Source organism: Vibrio nigripulchritudo ATCC 27043, assembly GCF_000222685.1.
Lineage (GTDB): Bacteria > Pseudomonadota > Gammaproteobacteria > Enterobacterales > Vibrionaceae > Vibrio > Vibrio nigripulchritudo.
In genome coordinates, this window is record NZ_AFWJ01000008.1 from 1 (window position 1) to 17,806 (window position 17,806).

Below are 17,806 nucleotides of genomic sequence, written 5' to 3' on the forward strand. Positions count from 1 at the left end.
ATCCCGATTCGCCTGCACATCAGAAAATTTCAGGCTGTCCGTGTGCCAGTGGTGATTGTTGATCACTTCATCATGAAACACCGTTTGGTATAGCGGCACTCGATATTGAGGGTCAAACAACAGCGATTTGAACGGCGCTTTCAGCTTAGCAGTTTTAAAGAAAAACTCGGGCTTATGATCGGGATACCATCGACCCAGATAATACGGAGACTGTCGGTTTCTGTGCATGTCTTGGTCGCGCCAGCCAAAACCTATGGATTCCAACCCATGAGCAAAGGCGACACCTTGAGTGGTTAAGCTGTTACCACTTTCTGATCCCAGCACAACATTTTGGTCAGAAATCCACGTCATTCTCCGGTTAAAGCTGTTTAGCATTTTAGTTTCGCTGGTGTTGTCTCGGTAGTCTTCTCGCGCCATTGCGGTGGCATCCACATCCAGAAACAGGCTATTGAAGCGCCCAAACTTGATAATGTCAGCGATACGTTTCTGAACATATTCCAGATGGCAATTCGGGTTCAGGTAATACCCGTTGTTTCGGAAGCCTTTTTTCTTATCACCGTTTGCCAGTTCAATCGCGCATTCTTTTCTCATCTCATTAGGAAGCAAAGCGGTTAGCCAGCCGTCGTTTACCCCAGCAGGAATCGCCGTATTGTAGGAATCATAGGTTCCAACTAAATAGCCAGCGTGTTTGGCTTGCTCAACAATCTGTGGCTGATAAAAGGCAGGCATCCAGTTATCAAACCCTAACCAAAGTTTATTGAGCACAGCGTTTCGGAAGATTGTCAGCATATCGTCCGACAACGCTTGCCCCCATTTTTCGGGTGAAATCAGGTAACGCGCTGCGTTTGTCTTCAGCCAAGCCTTCGTCTGCTGAGCAGCCTGATATTGGCGCTCAATGGTGTTGTCTACCAGTGTCGGGAAAGGCGTATCAAATCTCTTTTTTAAAGAAGTATCCAAGGCATTCAAAAGTAACTGTTTGTGGTATTGGCTGAACCAGTCTTTACCCTGCTTGAGCGAGGACAGGGCTTTAACATCGCCCTTGGAAATCTCAAGCCCAGATTGCGTTAAATACCACTTTCTCAAGCCCCACCAATCGGTCACGTCTTCCACACTCAATAATCCAGTCCCAAACAGATAGACATGGCTTGCACCAATCAATTTCGCGATGTCTGGGTTACGCTTTTTCTTTTCAATTAAAGGCTCTGCCATGCCATTATCTAGGCGCCATTGTCTGTATTGTTTAGCGCCATCCAACGGATTTTCGCCCAGAGTGATTTGGATTCTGAACGAGGCAGGCTGGCTGAGAACGGTAAACTGGTGCGAAGCACTCATGTCCAAACGTGGGGTGGCATTGGAAAACTCTAGCCGATTGTTGGTTGGCGTGACGAGTTGATAGCTCACAAATTGCTTGCCCTGCTGCACTGTCCAGAATGGCATTTTGAGGTCTTGTGTGGTGTTCGAGCCCGAATAGCTGTTGGTCAGAAACTTTGCCCAAGTTTTATTTTGAATAGGTACTCTCATTCCTTCGCTGAAAGGCAGAAACAAGGTATCGCTTTGCTTTTCAGGCAGGTTGAACCATTCCAGTGAAGTGGGTTGATTACGCTTAATGGGCTTGAGGTGCGATGCGGAAAACTCGAAAGCCAAGACGTCATTTTTGAGCTGAGCAGTGACTTCAATACCGCTGGGTTGCAACACCCAACTGGCGGTTTGGTTAACATTCACTTGAACATCTGAAGCGGTCTGCTGTTGCTTGTTAACTTTAATCGCTGGCGAATTTACCTCCAGACCATTCCAGTCAATGTTCAGATTTTCTGGGTGAATAGTGATGTGGTTGCTCTGTTCTTTAAGAGTGATTGGGTTTGCCAATACAGTGGACGCAAGCAATACCAAGGGCGAAACAACCAAAAGGCGAGGGAGTGTGATGAACATAAAGGTCTCTCCAAATTGAATGAGCCTCTATTTCATCGAACGTCTAAGCCCCGATTGTCACCTATTTGTCTCTATTTTCACTTGGCAGGTTCTGGCGTGTATGGAATCGACATTCGGTGAACATAATCGATCGCAATACCATTTTGGTATTCACGCACTTTGACCGACGCACTCAAATATTCAGCACCATTACTTTCATGGTGAGGACTTGGAATGTCAGCAATCTTATCACTGATGGGGATGGCTCGACCAAGCTGCTGGTACTGGCTATCAAACCACTGCCAACTGGAAAAAGCATTAGCGCAATTGCTTGGCGTTTCAGGCATGGTGAGCGCTAACTTTGGCTTAGCTTTATTGCTCAATACCAGCCATGGATTGTCGTTACTTAATGAGATGATTAAAGGGTAAGACACGCTCCCAAGCTCTAGCTGATAAATGCCTGATGGTGGCGTGATGAGCATCTCTTGCGATTCCCGTTCTTGATACCCTTCCTTTGTGAGCAGTTTGCCCTCTATCAATCGTTTTCCATTAGGAGAAATGACGGAAAAAGGGATACTTGTCTTTATCTGTTCTGCGGATACTTTGATTTGGAAGCCAGCAGAAGTCTGCCCCAGTCGGCGAATAAAATGAATCTTAATCGGTTCGAGGACAGGTCTTTCGGAAAGATCTAAGCCGCATCGGGTCTGGTTTAAAATCTCCTGTTTGATTGGTAGCCAATACTGGCTTTCTAGCGCCTGATTGCCTAATGCCAGATGCAATTCTTGCCATGCCCGCTCGGGATGACCTTCGATGAGTGCCTGATAGGTATCTTGCAGTGGCGTATTGGCAAACCACTCAGCGTTGCAGGCAGAAGACGTTAATGCCGCCAGCAGCAATAAATGGGTTTTCATTCAGCCTCCTTTATCAGCCGATAACCGACACCGCGGTGGGTTTCGACGTTCAACACTGGCAGTTTCTGCCTTAATCGCAAAATATGGTTGTCGACAGTGCGGGTACTTGGAAAGGCTTGATACCCCCAAATTTTGTTGAGCAGTTCATCGCGGTGAAATACTCGCCCCTGATTTTGCACCAACAACACAAGTAACTGGAACTCTTTGGGTTTGAGGCTGATTTCCTGCTCATTAAAGAAAGCGAGTCGTTCGGCAAGTTGAATTCGAACACCTGAATATGTCAAAACACTGCCTCCAATTGGGCGCAGTTGAGTCACCACTCGTGCCAGCAATTCTTCATTCGAAAATGGCTTGGTCATGTAATCTTTTGCGCCCGCCATTAGCCCTTCAATTTTTTGGTCTACCTCTATTTTCGCAGTCAGAACTATGACAGGAACGGCTTTGAGCATCAGCCAGTGAGGCAAGTGCTGCAAGCTGTCTCCATCGCTAAGCTGACGATCAAGGATGACCAGATCTGCCTGAAACCACTGCTTTTTCGCTTCGTTTGAGTTTTGTGCCCACAAGCAGTGATAACCATGGGATTGAAAAAAGGAGACCAACCCTTCCCCTAATAGTTTGTCGTCTTCAATCAGCAGTAGGGTGTTCATAAGGTATTTCCAAAATACAACGAGTAGGGCGGCGAAGAATGGTGAGTGTTCCACCGTGTTTTTTCATTAATTGCTCAACAATGCTTAAACCAATGCCCATGTTCTCCTTGGTTTTACGATATTTGAATGTCGCGAACAGGCTTTGTATTGGTGAAGGGAATGTCCCCTCATCGCGTACTTCAATAATGAGTGTGCTCTTGATTTGGGCGAGCACCTGAACTTTTCCTTTGCCGTGTTGTTTGGCGTTTTTAATCAGGTTATCTAAACAGATGGATAGCCAATAAAAGGGCAAAGTGAGCTCGGTGTCTTGTTCAAGTTGGAACGGCACGTCGTGCTTTTCGCAGATATGGCTCAGCCATTCTTCAACTGAAGCGGATTGTGTCGAGCTGGCGGTTTCCTGGCTGAGATACGCGCGGCTATTTTCGGTCAGCTGGGACAAACGCTGAAAATCGGACATCAGTCGCCAAACCGCAGATTGCACATGCTGGGAAAGGTTGTCGTAGTCGTCTCGGAACATTTCTACCGTGAGCCCAAGGCTGGTAATAGGCGTTCGAAGCTCGTGGGTCAGCAGTTGCATCACAAAGCGTTTCTCTCTGTTTTGCTGGCGAATGATATAGCCACTTCTTAGCATCAATAGGCTCAGAATGATAAGCGCACCAATAGCGACCACTTTTATCGCAGACTGATACACCGAGGGGCTGTCGTTAATGCAAAGGTTGCTGTAACGAAGCGCGCATTGGTTGCTTTTCGTCTCTAATGTCAGGTTTAGTTGACTGGCAATGGGCTGCCAAACCACGGATGAGACCGTTTTCCACCCTTGTTCGCTATTGAGCCACAATGTATCGCCTTCCTGCCATGCGCGGTACCCAGACAACAAAGCTTCCCGACCTGATTGCGAAAGAGGAGCCAAAACGTCAAAGAGCGGATGATCAGGATTGGCAAGGGTAAAGAAAGGCGTAAGCTCGGTTTTGGAATGCGGGTAAAGTTCTGGATAACGATCGGCAAAACTACCCCCCGCCGGATGAAGAAGAGTGTGCGACTGAAACCACTCAACATCGAGTATCGTTCCCCGACACAATGCCAGTTCAAATTCGATGGCATCGGCAATCACAGGGTTATCAGAATCAGCAGGCTGACAGCGCTTACGTACAGTCGAGACCAGCGCCAATTCCTGCCAACTAAACGCATCAAAATCCGGATATTGCGCCTCTTCCAATAACAATGAGTTGGGATAATGATTTAAAGACTGCTGAGACACCACCAAAGACGCATTTTGCCAGGCTTGCTGATAGAAGTTCTGCCATTTGTCTTGAATACCTTCAGCCCACGAAGAAGTCGATAGGCAAAGCGCAGCAGTGAAAATCAAATGGCGGTATGGCATTAAAAATGTCTCAAAGAAAAGGCTAATCCAAATTCTAGAGCGATTTTCCTTTTGTTTGTAACCTATATGTCAACAATGACTGCTTTTTTGTTCATGCCTTTGTCTTTTGCAAATGGATAGAAAATGCTCTTTTAAATTTGATATGCGCTTCAAAAAATCATATTTAATAGAGGGTTAGAGCTAACACGTTATACCATCGAATTCATATTTTCTTAATGAATTCAGAGGAATTGATGGACCTATATGTGGAGTTATTGAAGCAGGGAGATTATTTAATCGTTGCTACAGTGCTTGCCTTATCTGCGGTGTTTAACTTTCCCAAGATTGCTGATTTCTTCAAGTCGAGCAGAAAACAACGCAGCGTATCCATTTCAAATGCTATTGCTGATCCTGAAGTGGCTCCTGAACTTAAAGCGCATTTCCAAAATGAGCTGAACATTGAGCACTTCAGAAATATTCACGGGGTCAAACTTGGTCTTCCAATGCTGAAAGCCGCATTAATTTTGAATGAGAGAGTAGGTGAAATGGTTTCATTTCGACATGTATTGAAAACCGTTAAGTTGCTACCGGATATAAGCGGAATTGCATCTCTTTCATACCGCGTTAAATTGTCTCGTATGGACAATTTTATGTGTTTGTACAATCTGTTGTTTGGAGCACCCATTGTTATTTTTGGATTCGTCGCTTTCTTATTTTCTTTGTATTCAGTTGCGGTGAGTTTCAATCCAGAATTGCTGATAACAGGTACAGCGTGTTTGCTAATGGGTGGGTATATGTTCAATGAAGGTGCAGTATGGGCATCGGTGAAACATGTAAACAAAGCACTCGAAGCATTCGAGGAAAAATCAGCGCAACCAGATCAATAAGCCACTCCATATGAGAGTGGCTATGGAAGACGCCCTCAAATATTTAGTGTTTTGAAATATTTAATGTCCGGCGCAGAAGCCAGAAAGGATTGAAGCTGGTCTAACACCCCATTCTCTGAAATAAAGGCGATGTAGGATTGATGATGTTCCACACTTGCCCACTCTTCATCTAGCAGCATTTCGCCAGATGCGTCATCGAACAACACAGTGACTTTTCTGTTGCCTTTAAACCCTCGAACATTGGGTAAGTTTGCCTCTAAAAATGGGCTTAGTTCCGCAAACTGGTTGGCTTTTACCTGGCAGTTCAAAGTGACACGAATACTCATAGTGTTTTCCTCATGGATGGTAAGTTGAGGAAAATTTTATGGGTTCTGTTGGTGGTCACTACTTACAAACTGCCAAAAATACCGAAAGTCGGTCACTGCTCGCTATCTATTTTCTTGGGTGTGATCCCGTAGCGCTTTTTAAAGGCTTTGATAAAGTTAGACACATTCAAATACCCGACATCCATTGCCACATCGGTAACACTCAGGCGTTGAGTTTCCAGCAAGGTTTTGGCGTGAGAGAGCCTTTTATCACGTAGCCATTTTTGAGGGGTGGTGCCATACGCCATCTTAAAGTCGCGATTAAAAGTAGACAGGCTTCTGCCAGAGAGATTAGCTAGATCTGCAACCTTCAGTTTGAGAACGTCTTGATTGTCGAGCAGCCGATGCAGATTACGTTTAGGCGAGTCCGTGTTGCTCGTAGACAGCAGTGACGTTAATGTGCCACTTCCGTCTTTCCACTCAATAAGGTGCAACAGTTCCTGAAGCTTTAGCTGAATATAGGCAGGGTTATCGATGTCTTTCTGAAAGGAAGTGAAGAACGTCTCTAGCTCAGGCACATTCGGCAGTATTAAAGAGTTTTGCGATGGTAAAGAAGCTTGGATTGGTTTTGATTGGCTCAAGAATTGGTGAATGATGGTGTCAGAGAAAAACACCAGATACGCTTTCAAATCTTCCGTTTCTTTGACGTAATCGGAATGCAGGTTGATGCCTCTTGGCAGAAAAATAGCCGAGCCAGCCTGCAAATCTGTCGTTCTGTTGTCGCTGTTGGTTAGGGTTTCACGACCACTCTGAATATAAATAAGGCAAGGGATGTTGGTGTAAAACTCAACGTTCAACAGATCATCCGCCAGTTGTTTATAGAAAATCTGCGCGTCTTGATACCGACAAATACAGCGAATATCTTCCATGCCGGCTAAGGCATCAGGAATCACCAGAATATTCGATTGGCAAAATTCCGCAGTATTCATGTTTCTCCCTCGGATATTCAATGTGTTAGCAACGCTTATCCTGCGCTCGGTACGCATCCAGATTTTTGTCTTTGTCGTCTTCGAAAAAATGCTCTGTCAATGTCATTTCTTGAATACGATCGAGGCGGAAATGACGAAAATCTTCACGTTTCTCGCACCAGCTCGCAAGCAGCCAGACCGGGCTAAAGAATATTAGTGCCAACGGACGAATCGCTCGAGTTGAAGCTTGTTTCTTGTCATCGACGTACTCGATTTCAAGTTTACGTCGTACACGAATGGATTCACGAATATCAGAAAAGCTCACTGTCCATGGAATCATATTTTCGCTTGGCATCGAGTAGGTGGTGATTTGCTGGAACTCGCCTTGCATGTCAGCAGGCAGCACCGCCTGAATTTTTTCCAGTGCATTAATGGCTTTGAGCGCAAAAGGGTCGTCCGTCCATTGTCTGACCATGCTTATGCCTAAGCCTAGTGCTTCTAATTCCTCGGAATCGAAGGTGACAGGTGGGAGGTAATATTTTTTATCGATGATATAGCCCACGCCTGCTTCCCCTGATATCGGGGCACCAGAATCGACGAGATCCTGTATGTCCCGATACACAGTACGGGTGCAAATCTGAAATTCCTCGGCAATCTGTTTTGCTGTGACTGCTCTTCTCCGGCTACGTAAAAAGTGCACAATCTTGATTAATCGGTCTGCTCGCCTCATTGTTACTTCCTTGCTCCGCTCAATAATTGCATCTTAATTCAAGACTGCTGACACCATGTTGTCAGTAGGGTGTCGGTATCCTCATTATTCACTTAATGGAAAGGGAATATAAGAGATGAAACGCACACAAGTAAACCCATGGACATGGTCGCTACCGCTTGGCTACAACCAGGGAGAGGTGATTGAAGGGGCGACAAGGCAACTGACCTGTGCGGGTCAAACGTCTGTGGACGGTGAAGGTAATCCTCAGCATGTGGGGGATATGCGAGGTCAGATCACGCTGGCATTGAGCAATCTGGAAGCCATTCTGAATGCGGCAGATATGCAGCTTTCCAACATTACTCAATTGCGAATTTACACCACGGACGTGGATGAAGCCATGAAGCACTTTGACGTGCTAGGTGCGAAAATGGGACCCGCGAACGCCATGCCACCAATGACTTTATTGGGCGTGACTCGTTTGGCATTGCCGCCATTGATGTTTGAAATTGAAGCTATAGCGGCAGCTTGATGGTTTAAGGGCGAGTGGCGTTGATCCGCTCGCCGTCTGTGTTTATCAGAAGGGGTTGATAAGGTCGCTATCAAATCGCAAACCCTTCAACTCATTGTTATCACAGAGCTGTTTTAAGTGCTCATTGGCAAACAGTTTACTGGCACCCTGCAATTTAGACTTAAATACTGCTTTGAACCTAACATCTGGTTCATGAAATTCCAGCGTTTTAAGACCTGACGGATAGCCGTCTTCATAATTCATTTCGGTTTTGCTCGGGTCTTCCAGCCCAAAACTTTGGCAATGAAAAACAAAATGCGATGAGCCATTGACTAGGATAGGGAGAAATTCGCCAACATTTTCTAGTAAATCTTTTGTGACTTCATAAGCTTTTTCGTTCAGCAGTAAGAAATTGATGTCCCAGGTCGTTATATCGGGGAAAGGCTTCGATAGATCACTCTCAAATTCAGAACTGACATTTTTCCAAACAGCCTTTAAGCTTTCTTGGGTATCAGGCAGATCCAGAAGGAAATCAACAAGGTTCTCGTCCCCAAGCTGACTGGCAAGCTGCATCATATCCAACTCGAACAGATTATAGTTTTCATGATCGGCTTTTAGCTGATAAACACTCATGCGTTAGGGTTCCAGTTTTTGCTTACTTAAAAAACAGTTTCATTTATATTTACGTGCGCTAGGTTATCAGAAATCCAAGTTATGTAGCCGTAAGTATCGACATTACTTATAGATTTTTACTTAAATGCTTTGCCTCAAAGTCTTACACCCCTCTAGACCAGGGTTTCACCTTCTTCCGATATTCAAGTGGCGTGACTTGCTTGTACTGCTTAAATTGCCGGTTGAAGTTGGCTTGATTCTCATAGCCTACTTTCTCCATCACGATTCGGATAGGTAAGTCAGTATTCATCAATAATCCACAGGCGACGTTTAAGCGAATCTTTTTCAGGTGCTGAGAAAAGCTTTCGTTGTAATGTTTCTGGAACAGCCGCCTCACGCTGCTTTCGCTGGTGTAGAGGTGATCTGCGAGAGCCTTGAGCGTAATGGGGTGATGATAGTTTGCCAGCAGGTAAGATTCGGTCTTTCTTAGCTTGTCTGCAAATTTATCATCCTGATCGGGTTCATTTTCTGGGGTGGGTAATAAAAGTTGTATGTTTTTATCTGCCAGCAAAACTTCAAACACTTTTATTAGCGAAATCAATTGATTGATAGGTTTCTTACTTTCTAGTTCATTCAATATGAGTGTGGCTTGTTCTGCCGTGTCTGGTGAAAACACAATTCCCTTCTGTGAAGCAGCAAGCAAGTGCTTCAAGGGCATGAATTCATGACAATTGGCAATAAGGTGATCTACCCACTCTTTTTTGAACCAAATCACATGAGTTTCAAATCGATCGTTTCCGCTCTCATCGGAAGAATAAACAGCATGAGGAATGTTAGGTGCCAGCATTATCATGTGATTGTGATACACCTCGCTGTTGTGGTGATCCACAAAACACTGACCCGAAAAGTGCCGATGGATGGCGATTTCATATTCCTCATGTCGGTGCCAGCCAGAACCTTTGCAAGGCTCGACAACTTTCTTGTATCGCCATGACAAGCCTATTCTTTGAGGTACGCGTTCAAGGTGACCTTTCATACCGCATCCAATGAAGTTCATCTGTAGTCACGTTTTATATTAATGAAAACCGATTCGAAATTTGTAAATTTCGAGTGAAACTGAGCAGAAAGTATTGCTAGTCGGTAGATGAGTACTCTTTTGAAAAAGCTCAAAAAATATACTGAAAGAGCGTTTTATAAGGAGCAGTACTATGGCGTCTTTCGGAGCAGAATTGAAAAATATGATAGCAAGAACCCGTCGTGATTGGTTGGGTCTTCTAGTGTATGGCTATCACATTAAAAGCGAGCAAAATTGGCTGATGTTTGGCTACCACTCTGAAGAAGAATACAAAGAAGATCTTCAAAAGAGTCTTGAAAAAAATCCTATGTATTAGGGTCTGTTGACCTTTCGAGATGATTTTTGCAGCCATTTGTGGGTTCTTTATACAAGGCAGCGCTTATTCGGTGTAGTCGCTCTACATCAATAAGCGGTAACACAGTAGAAAGGAGCCACAAATGTTGCCCGAAGGGTTCGGTTCTATGTGCTTTACTCTTTGTTGCAAGGTATTTGCTTAGAACGACTAAGCTAAAGACCTTGCGCCGCGATTAAAACACATAGAACTCGAACAAAATTTAACCGCGAAAGGTCAACAGACCCTAGGTGAATTAGACTTCTTTCTTATGTTCAGTTAATTCACACAGGAGTACAATCCCGCTTTACCCACTCAGAATAAGGAATTTGAATGTTCGGCATTGAAAACTTTTGGCTATTTGTTGTTTCAGGGATTGCGCTTAACCTGATTCCCGGTCCGGACTCGTTATATGTCATGGGCAGAAGTGCCACTCAAGGAATGAAAGCCGGGGTGGTCGCTGGCGCAGGTATCGGGGCGGGTACGCTGTTCCACATATTTGCGGCGGCGTTTGGGCTTTCGGCTCTGCTGGCAACCTCTGCCATGGCGTTTACCGTGGTCAAAATTATTGGTGGGTTGTACCTGCTTTACATGGCAGCCACCATGCTGCTCTCCAAGTCATCTTCTTCCGAATCTGGCGAAAAAGTAGAATTCAAAAAAGCGCCGTTAAAAAGCATTTTTCTTCAAGGTTTTCTCACCAACGTGCTCAACCCGAAAGTTGCCCTTTTCTTCCTCGCTTTTGTTCCTCAGTTTATTTCGGCGGAAAGTGACAGCAAGGCTCTGGCATTCTTAATTCTAGGCGTAGTGTTTAATTTCAATGGCATGTTGTGGCTGCTGTTTTTGTCCTGGACTTCTGCCAAAGTCAGCACCAAGGTTCAACAGAGTGAAACCATTGTTCGCTGGACAAAACGCGCCGCTGGCACCTTATTTGGGTACTTCGGTATTAAGTTGATGATCACATCGAATGCCAGCTAACTTAAGGCTGCAACCAGGGTTGTTTGCGAGCTACAGTCAGGCGTTAGAAGCAAACAACCATCGCCACCACGCAATTCAGCTCACCATCTCAGACGGTGATGCTGAACTTATCACTGAAAGCGCTACTATCCGTGGCGCTTCTTTATTAGCGCCTAATGTTCCTCATCAATTAGAACTGGAAGCCGGATGGGTCTGGCTGATCGAACCGGAGTCCACGTTAGGGGAAGTCTTACTTCGCCTTCTTGATAGCGAAACCTGCATTTCACTCGGTGACTTGCCCTGCCATACCAACATAGACCAACAATTTGTCTTGGTATCCGATTGGCTTGAGCGGCAATCATTGCCATTCGATATGTCTCATCTGAATACGAAAGCAGAATATGTTCAGCTTGATAACCGAATACTTAAGCTACTGGAGAGGCTGAATCAGTGTTTTGGGCAAGTATGCGTTAAACCGGATCACTGGCGAGCGAGTGATATTGCACAAGATCTGGTGCTTTCCGAAAGCCGCTTCCTTCATCTGTTCAAAGAGAATATGGGCATTGCGTGGCGTCCTTATTTGCTCTGGCGTCGTCTGCTCTGTGCCATTGGTATGCTGAAATCGGGCAAGAGTGTCACTGAGTCGGCGTATATGTCGGGGTTCGCCGACAGTGCTCATCTAAGCCGAACGTTCAAACAGCATTTTGGGCTTACCATTCGCGAAGCGATCAAACTTTTAGAACCGTCATAGCCAGTTTATTCAATTTCTTCTGTCGATGATTTCGTAACCTGAAGCCATCAAATCGCAGGAGGCAATATGAATAACGATTTCACTCAATACCTTGAACCCACTGCTATGGTGGATTTTAACCACCCTACTATTCAAAAACTGATTGAAGAAAAAGGCTGGCGAACTCTTTCTCCCTTCAACGCCATTAAGTCTATCTACAATTTCGTGCGCGACGATATCGCCTTTGGATACAACCTGGACGACACTCTTCCCGCCAGCCAAGTGCTTAAAGACGGTTACGGACAGTGCAATACCAAAGGAACGCTACTGATGGCGTTACTAAGAGGGGTTGGCGTCTATACTCGGTTTCACGGATTTACGATTTATAACCAACTGCAAAAAGGCGCGATCCCAAGTTACATTTTCCCCATTGCTCCTGAGCGAATCATACACAGCTGGGTCGAAGTCTGGTTTGACAATCAATGGCTGGAAGTTGAGGGATACATCATTGATCAACCCTATCTTTCTCAGGTGCAAACACGCTTCAAAGACCAGTGTGATGAGTTCAGCGCTTATGGAATAGCAACGCCGTGCCTGAAAAATCCGGCAATCGAATGGAATGGCAACAACACCTATATCCAGAAAGAAGGCATCGCAGACGACTTTGGGGTTTATACGCATCCCGATACCTTCTATGCCGAATACGGCAGTAACCTGTCTGGCATCAAACGGGTTCTGTTTCGGTATGTTCTCCGCCACCTTATGAATCGTAATGTGAACCGTATCCGCACACGGGGATTGCGCACTAATTTGGGGTTATTTGCTCAGAGATAGTGCACCTGCTTCAAGCGCCAATTTGTTAACTCATTAAATAATAAGAGGTTTAAATGTTGGCTTGAACTTTGCTGTTATCTGTTTGCCTCGCATCACCGTATGGAAGCGACCCGATGTGAGGTACTTGGGTTTCAAATATTACGCAACGTCACAGGCAATGGCGCCTTTCCAGCTTCGGCTGGTTGGGCGCATTTTTTTGCCAGATAAGAAGAAACTAAAGAAGTAACCAAGGGAAGCAGCATGTCGAAATGTGAAATTCAGTCTACCTGCCCATATTGCGGGGTTGGGTGTGGTGTCAAAGTGACTCAAAGCGAGATTAAAGGCGACGAGTCACACCCAGCAAATAAAGGGGCGTTGTGCGTGAAAGGCGCAGCCCTGAAAGAGAGCCTGAATATGCCTTCACGGCTTTTATACCCAAGGGTTGGCGGGGAAACCGTTTCCTGGCATGACGCGGTTGATTCCATTTCTCAAAAGCTATTTGAAACCATAAATAAATACGGACCAGATTCAGTTGCGATGTACGTGTCTGGTCAGATACTCACAGAAGATTATTACGTTGCCAACAAACTCATGAAAGGGTACGTGGGCAGCGCCAACATAGATACCAACTCCAGACTTTGTATGTCTTCAGCGGTGGCGGCGCACATTCGAGCTTTCGGGGAAGATGTAGTGCCCGTCAATTACGACGACTTATTGAAAACCGATTTGATCGTGATTACGGGAGCGAATACCGCCTGGACGCACCCTGTTATTTTCCGTCAAATCCAGCAAGCCAGAGAGCAAAACCCCCACTTGAGGCTGGTGGTGCTCGATCCAAGAAAAACCGTGACCGCAGAACAAGCGGATCTTCACTTAGCGTTAGATAACGATGGCGACATCACGCTGTATAACGGGTTGATGCGATTTTGTTTAGACAACGGTCATATCGACTCTGAGTTTATCGAAGCCAGTACCAACGGGTTTGATGGATTGTCTGAGCACCTGATGCAGCCAGAATACGAGCTTCTGAATGTCGCACAGACGCTGGGTTTGGATGTCGGACCGCTTCGCACTTTTTATCAATGGTTTGCCTTGTCACCGACTGCCATTACGGTGTTTTGTCAGGGCATCAACCAGTCAGAGCAAGGCGTCGATAAAGCCAACAGCATCATCAACGCCCACTTGCTCACGGGAAAAATCGGAAAAACGGGCAGTGGACCGTTTTCAATCACGGGTCAGCCAAATGCCATGGGGGGAAGAGAAGTAGGAGGTCTGGCAAACATGCTGGCGGTGCACAGAGGGTTCGATGAAGCCGCAGTAAACGCCGTGGAAGCGTTTTGGCAAGCGCCCAATATAGCAACCAAACCGGGATTGAAAGCGGTCGACTTGTTCGATGCGGTTGAAAAAGGAAACGTCAAAGTCATCTGGGTTATGGCGACCAACCCTGTAGTGTCGATGCCAGATGCCGACAAAGTGCGTCGGGCACTCACTCAATGCGACATGGTGATCGTGTCAGACATTACCGCCGACAGCGACATTGCCCACTATGCCAATGTCTTACTGCCCGCAGCAGGTTGGGGTGAGAAGCAAGGTATGGTGACCAATTCTGAGCGCTGCATTTCAAGGCAAAGACGTTTCATTTCACCACCGGGTGAAGCCAAGCCAGATTGGGAAACCGTATCCGCTGTTGGCAGAGCGCTTTGCGAGAAAATGGGCGTAGAAAGCGGATTCGATTTTGAAACTGAAGCCGATGTGTTCCGAGAATACGCTCGGATGACGGGCATCAATCGAGACACCTCATTGCTTCTGAACTTATCGGAGCTAATGGACATGACCGATGAAGAATATCAGTCATGGGCGCCAGCCCGATGGCCGTTAGGAGAAAGTGAAGCACCTTATCGAGATGGTCGCTTTAGCACGGCAGATGGCAGGGCGAACTTCGTTGTTGCCAAGGATAAAGCTACCGAAGTTAAGGTTACCAAGGATAAAGTTACCGAAGACAAGTTTGCCGGAGAAAAAACAGCCAAAGAGCAGGAAGTCAGCTGGTGGCTGAATACTGGCAGACACCGCGATCAATGGCACACCATGACTCGTACTGGTCACATTGAGCACCTGTCTGAGTTAGATCCGGAACCGACTTTATATCTCAATCCATTAAGCGGACAAATGCTGGGAATGAGCGAAGGGGAACTCATTCAAATCCAGCAGCCTGCGCTCTCTCAGCCAGTTACCGTGTATGCCAAAACGAAATGGGATAAGGGGCTGAGCAATAAGCAGGTCTTTATGAGCATGCACTGGGCAGGTGAATACAGTGGGCTACAAGACAGCCAAAGCCAGATAAACCGAGTGGTGGATTCGGTGGTGGATCCGCTTTCGGGTCAGCCTGCGTTTAAATCGCAGCCTATTGAACTAACCCCGGTCAAAGTAGGCAGCTATGTCACCCACCTTCAACGCAGTAGCCGTGAACCTACTTTACTGTCGAGTTTGGGCATTCGTCCGCTGTATGCATCTTGTCAGCGATTAAGCAAAAGCACGATATGGCGGTATTGCACCCCATCACCTTGCCTTAAACCAACGGAACCAGACACCCATCAGGGATATTTGATTTTAGATCTTCCTAACGGCTGGTGCGCAATATCCGGCGGATTTGAAGCCTCTGAAAAACGATTTGTGGTGGGAACGCTTACGGTGGTGAGCGACAAGCCGTGGGCGCTGGACACAAACGAACTGAGCAGCATGCTTGGTGAAGCGCTCGATATTCGGAAAATCTCTCAGGTACTGTCAGGAACGAAGCAGGGCAACCTGATTTGCAGTTGCTTTCGAGTCACCGACACTCAAATCAAACAGGCGATCGAGCAGCACGATATTCATAGCCTGAATCAGCTTCAAGCGTTACTGAAATGCGGAACCAACTGCGGTTCCTGTATTCCTGAACTCAATAAAACACTTGAACAGAACATCATTTATATCAAGTAATTCGAGAGAGTATTCAAGGATGACAAAACAGAACGCGACACACTTTCGAAGCCCGTCTTCCAGCGCAGGCAACAAAGGCACCATTACTCTTGTTCGCAAAGGGGAGTCTGGTTCTCGTCGATATTCAGAAGGCGGGCGCAGTTTAGGTGAGGTGAAACTCATTGGCTGCGGTCCCAACGATCCAGAATTATTGACCATTAAGGCGTTTAAAGCCATCCGAGATGCGCAGGTTCTGGTGTATGACCGGTTAATTAATCAAGACATATTGAGCATTGCGGATAGCGAGGTGGAAACCATCTACGTTGGAAAACGTTGCGGTCAGCCAAGCATGAAGCAAGAAGTGATAAACGGGTTGCTCGTCCGGTTAGCCAGGGAAGGCAAACAGGTCGTGAGATTAAAAGGGGGCGATCCGTTTATTTTTGGTCGGGGCGGCGAAGAAGCCCTTGAACTGGCAAAATACCAAATTCCTTTCGAAGTGATTCCGGGGATCACCGCCGCCATCGGCTGTGCATCCCGTTCCCTTATCCCACTCACTCACCGTGGGGTGTCTCGAAGTGTCACCCTGGTCACAGGGAATGTGGTCACGGGTGCGCTTCCTTCGTGGAGTGGTCTGGTTCAAAGCGGGCAGACTCTGGTGTTTTACATGGGATTGGAAAAAGCACAAGACATTCAACAAGGGCTGATGGAAAACGGACTAAGTGGCAACACGCCCGTTGCCATCGTGATCAAAGGCTGTAGCGATGAAGAACAGATCCATACATTTGAGCTTAAAGACATGATGGAAAAAGCCAGCGCGCTAAAAGGAATGAGTCCGGCACTGATGATTTTAGGGGAAGTGGTGACAATCAGGTCGAAGATTCATGCTTTGCTCTCGCAGACAGCTGTGTTTTCTGTATAGTGAGATATTCATCAAGTGGCGTATTCGAAGGAAGCAGTTATGTCTATCGCGGTGCAATGTATCAGGGCTCTTGGAAAAGGCGAACGTGGCAAAAGATCCCTTACGGAGGATGAAGCGTTCGAGTTAATGACAGAGTGGTTAGCTGGCAACGTCGGGGACGATCAGTTAGCGATGATTTTGGTGCTAATGCGGGTGAACAATGAAACCGCAGAAGAGGTTGGGGGTTTTGTGCGCGCGTTCAGGGCTCGGTTTAGTGGCATCAATGCTGATCTGGACTGGCCTTTGTACGCAGGAAAGCGGATTTATGAGAATAAAAGTACCGACAAACCCTGGCATCTGGTGGCAGCTAAAATTCTAGCCAGCAATGGCTACAAGATACTGCTGCATGGACATGCCCAACGTCATCTTGCCAACAAAACCCACGCTGAAACCTTTCTTTCGGTTGTCGGTATCGAGTGCGTAAGCAGCTATGATCAGGCACAACAAGTCATTGATGCTGAAGGCATCGCCTACCTCCCTTTGGAAGCTCATTGCCCGGAAATTGTGAAATTGCTGAGCTGGAGTAAACGATACGGAGTCAGAACGCCCATCAACACCATGGTACGCGGGCTAAACCCCGGGTTACTGCCCTATGGCTTGCGTGGCAGCTTCCATCCCAGTTATTCCGAACTGCACGCAAGAATAGAGAAAATTGCCTCGGCGGACTCGCTTAGAGTTTTGTCTTTTAAAGGCGTGGCAGGTGAAACCGAGTTCAATCCCAAAGTGAGCCAAACCGTTTGGGAAGCAAATGAGAATCTGGAATCTCAGTATTGGGAGGAAATGACCTCATGCGACATCCCTGTCGCTAAGTCTTGTGTGGTCGGTACACAAGAAGCCGATCTGGAAGCCATGTCTTACGGTGTGGTGGGGACGATGATGGCCGCGTTATACACCATTCTAGGAAATAAAGAGCGGGCTGAAGCCAACGCAATCCGTTACTGGAAAGAATACTTAACCTGAATTGGGATAAGAGAATCACATCGGTTGGAAGAATACCGAAGTGATGAAAAGGAGAAACTATGAAGGATCAAATGGTTATCGTATGCAGCGACAGTCTGGAACAGCAAGCTCAGCTGAGTGGGCAGCTGGCGTTGCACTATGACAACATCATAGGCTGCCAGCTTACTCAGGTGGAAGGCATGCTGACGGATCCTCAATCTTCAGTGATGGTA

General features: G+C 46.4%; 18 protein-coding genes. 9 read left to right on the forward strand and 9 right to left on the reverse strand.

The features are described from left to right. The 4 genes from RH89_RS01840 to RH89_RS01855 form a co-directional block, all read right to left on the reverse strand. Positions 1-1,929, reverse strand: a 1,929-nt coding sequence (locus tag RH89_RS01840; RefSeq protein ID WP_004398271.1) for a glycoside hydrolase, incomplete at its 3' end; no start/stop codon positions are given. A gap of 77 nt (positions 1,930-2,006) precedes the next feature. Continuing rightward, entirely contained in the window at positions 2,007-2,819 is an 813-nt protein-coding gene (locus tag RH89_RS01845) for a DUF2861 family protein (protein ID WP_004398272.1), read from the reverse strand. Further along, positions 2,816-3,466: a response regulator transcription factor gene (locus RH89_RS01850; protein ID WP_004398273.1), complete on the reverse strand. Its 651-nt coding sequence runs from the start codon at positions 3,464-3,466 to the stop codon at positions 2,816-2,818. Before RH89_RS01850 ends, RH89_RS01845 begins: the two co-directional genes overlap by 4 nt. Beyond that, the gene (locus tag RH89_RS01855; RefSeq protein WP_004398274.1) at positions 3,444-4,847 is read right to left on the reverse strand and encodes an ATP-binding protein; all 1,404 of its coding nucleotides are present in this window, start codon (positions 4,845-4,847) and stop codon (positions 3,444-3,446) included. Before RH89_RS01855 ends, RH89_RS01850 begins: the two co-directional genes overlap by 23 nt. A gap of 233 nt (positions 4,848-5,080) precedes the next feature. Between RH89_RS01855 and RH89_RS01860 the strand changes: the two genes are divergently transcribed. After that, entirely contained in the window at positions 5,081-5,713 is a 633-nt protein-coding gene (locus RH89_RS01860; RefSeq protein WP_004398275.1) for a hypothetical protein, read from the forward strand. Between the two features lie 35 nt (positions 5,714-5,748). Here RH89_RS01860 and RH89_RS01865 read toward each other — a convergent pair whose 3' ends face one another. The 3 genes from RH89_RS01865 to RH89_RS01875 form a co-directional block, all read right to left on the reverse strand. Continuing rightward, the gene (locus RH89_RS01865) at positions 5,749-6,039 is read right to left on the reverse strand and encodes a putative quinol monooxygenase (RefSeq protein ID WP_004398276.1); all 291 of its coding nucleotides are present in this window, start codon (positions 6,037-6,039) and stop codon (positions 5,749-5,751) included. A gap of 92 nt (positions 6,040-6,131) precedes the next feature. Continuing rightward, on the reverse strand, positions 6,132-7,007 hold the full coding sequence (locus RH89_RS01870; RefSeq protein ID WP_004398277.1) for a helix-turn-helix domain-containing protein: 876 nt from the start codon (positions 7,005-7,007) through the stop codon (positions 6,132-6,134). Between the two features lie 25 nt (positions 7,008-7,032). Beyond that, entirely contained in the window at positions 7,033-7,716 is a 684-nt protein-coding gene (locus RH89_RS01875; protein WP_004398278.1) for a helix-turn-helix transcriptional regulator, read from the reverse strand. 115 nt (positions 7,717-7,831) lie between these two features. Between RH89_RS01875 and RH89_RS01880 the strand changes: the two genes are divergently transcribed. Further along, on the forward strand, positions 7,832-8,227 hold the full coding sequence (locus RH89_RS01880; RefSeq protein WP_004398279.1) for a RidA family protein: 396 nt from the start codon (positions 7,832-7,834) through the stop codon (positions 8,225-8,227). 45 nt (positions 8,228-8,272) lie between these two features. Here the strand turns inward: RH89_RS01880 and RH89_RS01885 are convergent, their stop codons facing one another. Then, positions 8,273-8,839 carry a hypothetical protein gene (locus RH89_RS01885; protein WP_004398280.1) on the reverse strand — a complete coding sequence of 189 codons (567 nt, stop codon included), beginning with the start codon at positions 8,837-8,839 and terminating at the stop codon, positions 8,273-8,275. A gap of 142 nt (positions 8,840-8,981) precedes the next feature. After that, entirely contained in the window at positions 8,982-9,854 is an 873-nt protein-coding gene (locus RH89_RS01890; RefSeq protein ID WP_038144664.1) for a helix-turn-helix transcriptional regulator, read from the reverse strand. Positions 9,855-10,026: 172 nt separating this feature from the next. Here RH89_RS01890 and RH89_RS01895 point away from each other — a divergent pair, with 172 nt between their 5' ends. The 7 genes from RH89_RS01895 (at position 10,027) to RH89_RS01925 (ending at position 17,594) form a co-directional block, all read left to right on the forward strand. Continuing rightward, positions 10,027-10,209, forward strand: a complete 183-nt coding sequence (locus RH89_RS01895; RefSeq protein WP_004398282.1) for a hypothetical protein — start codon at positions 10,027-10,029, stop codon at positions 10,207-10,209. 348 nt (positions 10,210-10,557) lie between these two features. Further along, complete coding sequence (locus RH89_RS01900; RefSeq protein ID WP_004398283.1) at positions 10,558-11,199, forward strand: LysE family translocator; 642 nt, start codon at positions 10,558-10,560, stop codon at positions 11,197-11,199. Then, complete coding sequence (locus RH89_RS01905) at positions 11,189-11,929, forward strand: helix-turn-helix transcriptional regulator (protein ID WP_004398284.1); 741 nt, start codon at positions 11,189-11,191, stop codon at positions 11,927-11,929. The genes RH89_RS01900 and RH89_RS01905 overlap by 11 nt, the downstream gene beginning before the upstream one ends. Before the next feature lie 66 nt (positions 11,930-11,995). Next, the gene (locus RH89_RS01910; protein WP_004398285.1) at positions 11,996-12,742 is read left to right on the forward strand and encodes a transglutaminase-like domain-containing protein; all 747 of its coding nucleotides are present in this window, start codon (positions 11,996-11,998) and stop codon (positions 12,740-12,742) included. A 240-nt stretch (positions 12,743-12,982) separates the two neighbouring features. Beyond that, positions 12,983-15,697: a nitrate reductase gene (locus RH89_RS01915; protein ID WP_004398286.1), complete on the forward strand. Its 2,715-nt coding sequence runs from the start codon at positions 12,983-12,985 to the stop codon at positions 15,695-15,697. Between the two features lie 19 nt (positions 15,698-15,716). Then, positions 15,717-16,595, forward strand: coding sequence for a uroporphyrinogen-III C-methyltransferase (cobA, locus tag RH89_RS01920; RefSeq protein ID WP_004398287.1), 879 nt, complete (start codon positions 15,717-15,719; stop codon positions 16,593-16,595). A gap of 39 nt (positions 16,596-16,634) precedes the next feature. After that, positions 16,635-17,594, forward strand: coding sequence for a glycosyl transferase family protein (locus RH89_RS01925; RefSeq protein WP_004398288.1), 960 nt, complete (start codon positions 16,635-16,637; stop codon positions 17,592-17,594). Positions 17,595-17,806: the final 212 nt, after the last annotated feature.

Coding starts and splice junctions, on each gene's coding strand:
- RH89_RS01925 (WP_004398288.1), top strand. CDS start 16,635: ATGTCTATCGCGGTGCAATGTATCAGGGCTCTTGGAAAAGGCGAACGT.
- RH89_RS01885 (WP_004398280.1), bottom strand. CDS start 8,839: ATGAGTGTTTATCAGCTAAAAGCCGATCATGAAAACTATAATCTGTTC.
- RH89_RS01870 (WP_004398277.1), bottom strand. CDS start 7,007: ATGAATACTGCGGAATTTTGCCAATCGAATATTCTGGTGATTCCTGAT.
- RH89_RS01895 (WP_004398282.1), top strand. CDS start 10,027: ATGGCGTCTTTCGGAGCAGAATTGAAAAATATGATAGCAAGAACCCGT.
- RH89_RS01855 (WP_004398274.1), bottom strand. CDS start 4,847: ATGCCATACCGCCATTTGATTTTCACTGCTGCGCTTTGCCTATCGACT.
- RH89_RS01890 (WP_038144664.1), bottom strand. CDS start 9,854: ATGAAAGGTCACCTTGAACGCGTACCTCAAAGAATAGGCTTGTCATGG.
- RH89_RS01865 (WP_004398276.1), bottom strand. CDS start 6,039: ATGAGTATTCGTGTCACTTTGAACTGCCAGGTAAAAGCCAACCAGTTT.
- RH89_RS01915 (WP_004398286.1), top strand. CDS start 12,983: ATGTCGAAATGTGAAATTCAGTCTACCTGCCCATATTGCGGGGTTGGG.
- RH89_RS01875 (WP_004398278.1), bottom strand. CDS start 7,716: ATGAGGCGAGCAGACCGATTAATCAAGATTGTGCACTTTTTACGTAGC.
- cobA (WP_004398287.1), top strand. CDS start 15,717: ATGACAAAACAGAACGCGACACACTTTCGAAGCCCGTCTTCCAGCGCA.
- RH89_RS01910 (WP_004398285.1), top strand. CDS start 11,996: ATGAATAACGATTTCACTCAATACCTTGAACCCACTGCTATGGTGGAT.
- RH89_RS01845 (WP_004398272.1), bottom strand. CDS start 2,819: ATGAAAACCCATTTATTGCTGCTGGCGGCATTAACGTCTTCTGCCTGC.
- RH89_RS01900 (WP_004398283.1), top strand. CDS start 10,558: ATGTTCGGCATTGAAAACTTTTGGCTATTTGTTGTTTCAGGGATTGCG.
- RH89_RS01850 (WP_004398273.1), bottom strand. CDS start 3,466: ATGAACACCCTACTGCTGATTGAAGACGACAAACTATTAGGGGAAGGG.
- RH89_RS01905 (WP_004398284.1), top strand. CDS start 11,189: ATGCCAGCTAACTTAAGGCTGCAACCAGGGTTGTTTGCGAGCTACAGT.
- RH89_RS01880 (WP_004398279.1), top strand. CDS start 7,832: ATGAAACGCACACAAGTAAACCCATGGACATGGTCGCTACCGCTTGGC.
- RH89_RS01860 (WP_004398275.1), top strand. CDS start 5,081: ATGGACCTATATGTGGAGTTATTGAAGCAGGGAGATTATTTAATCGTT.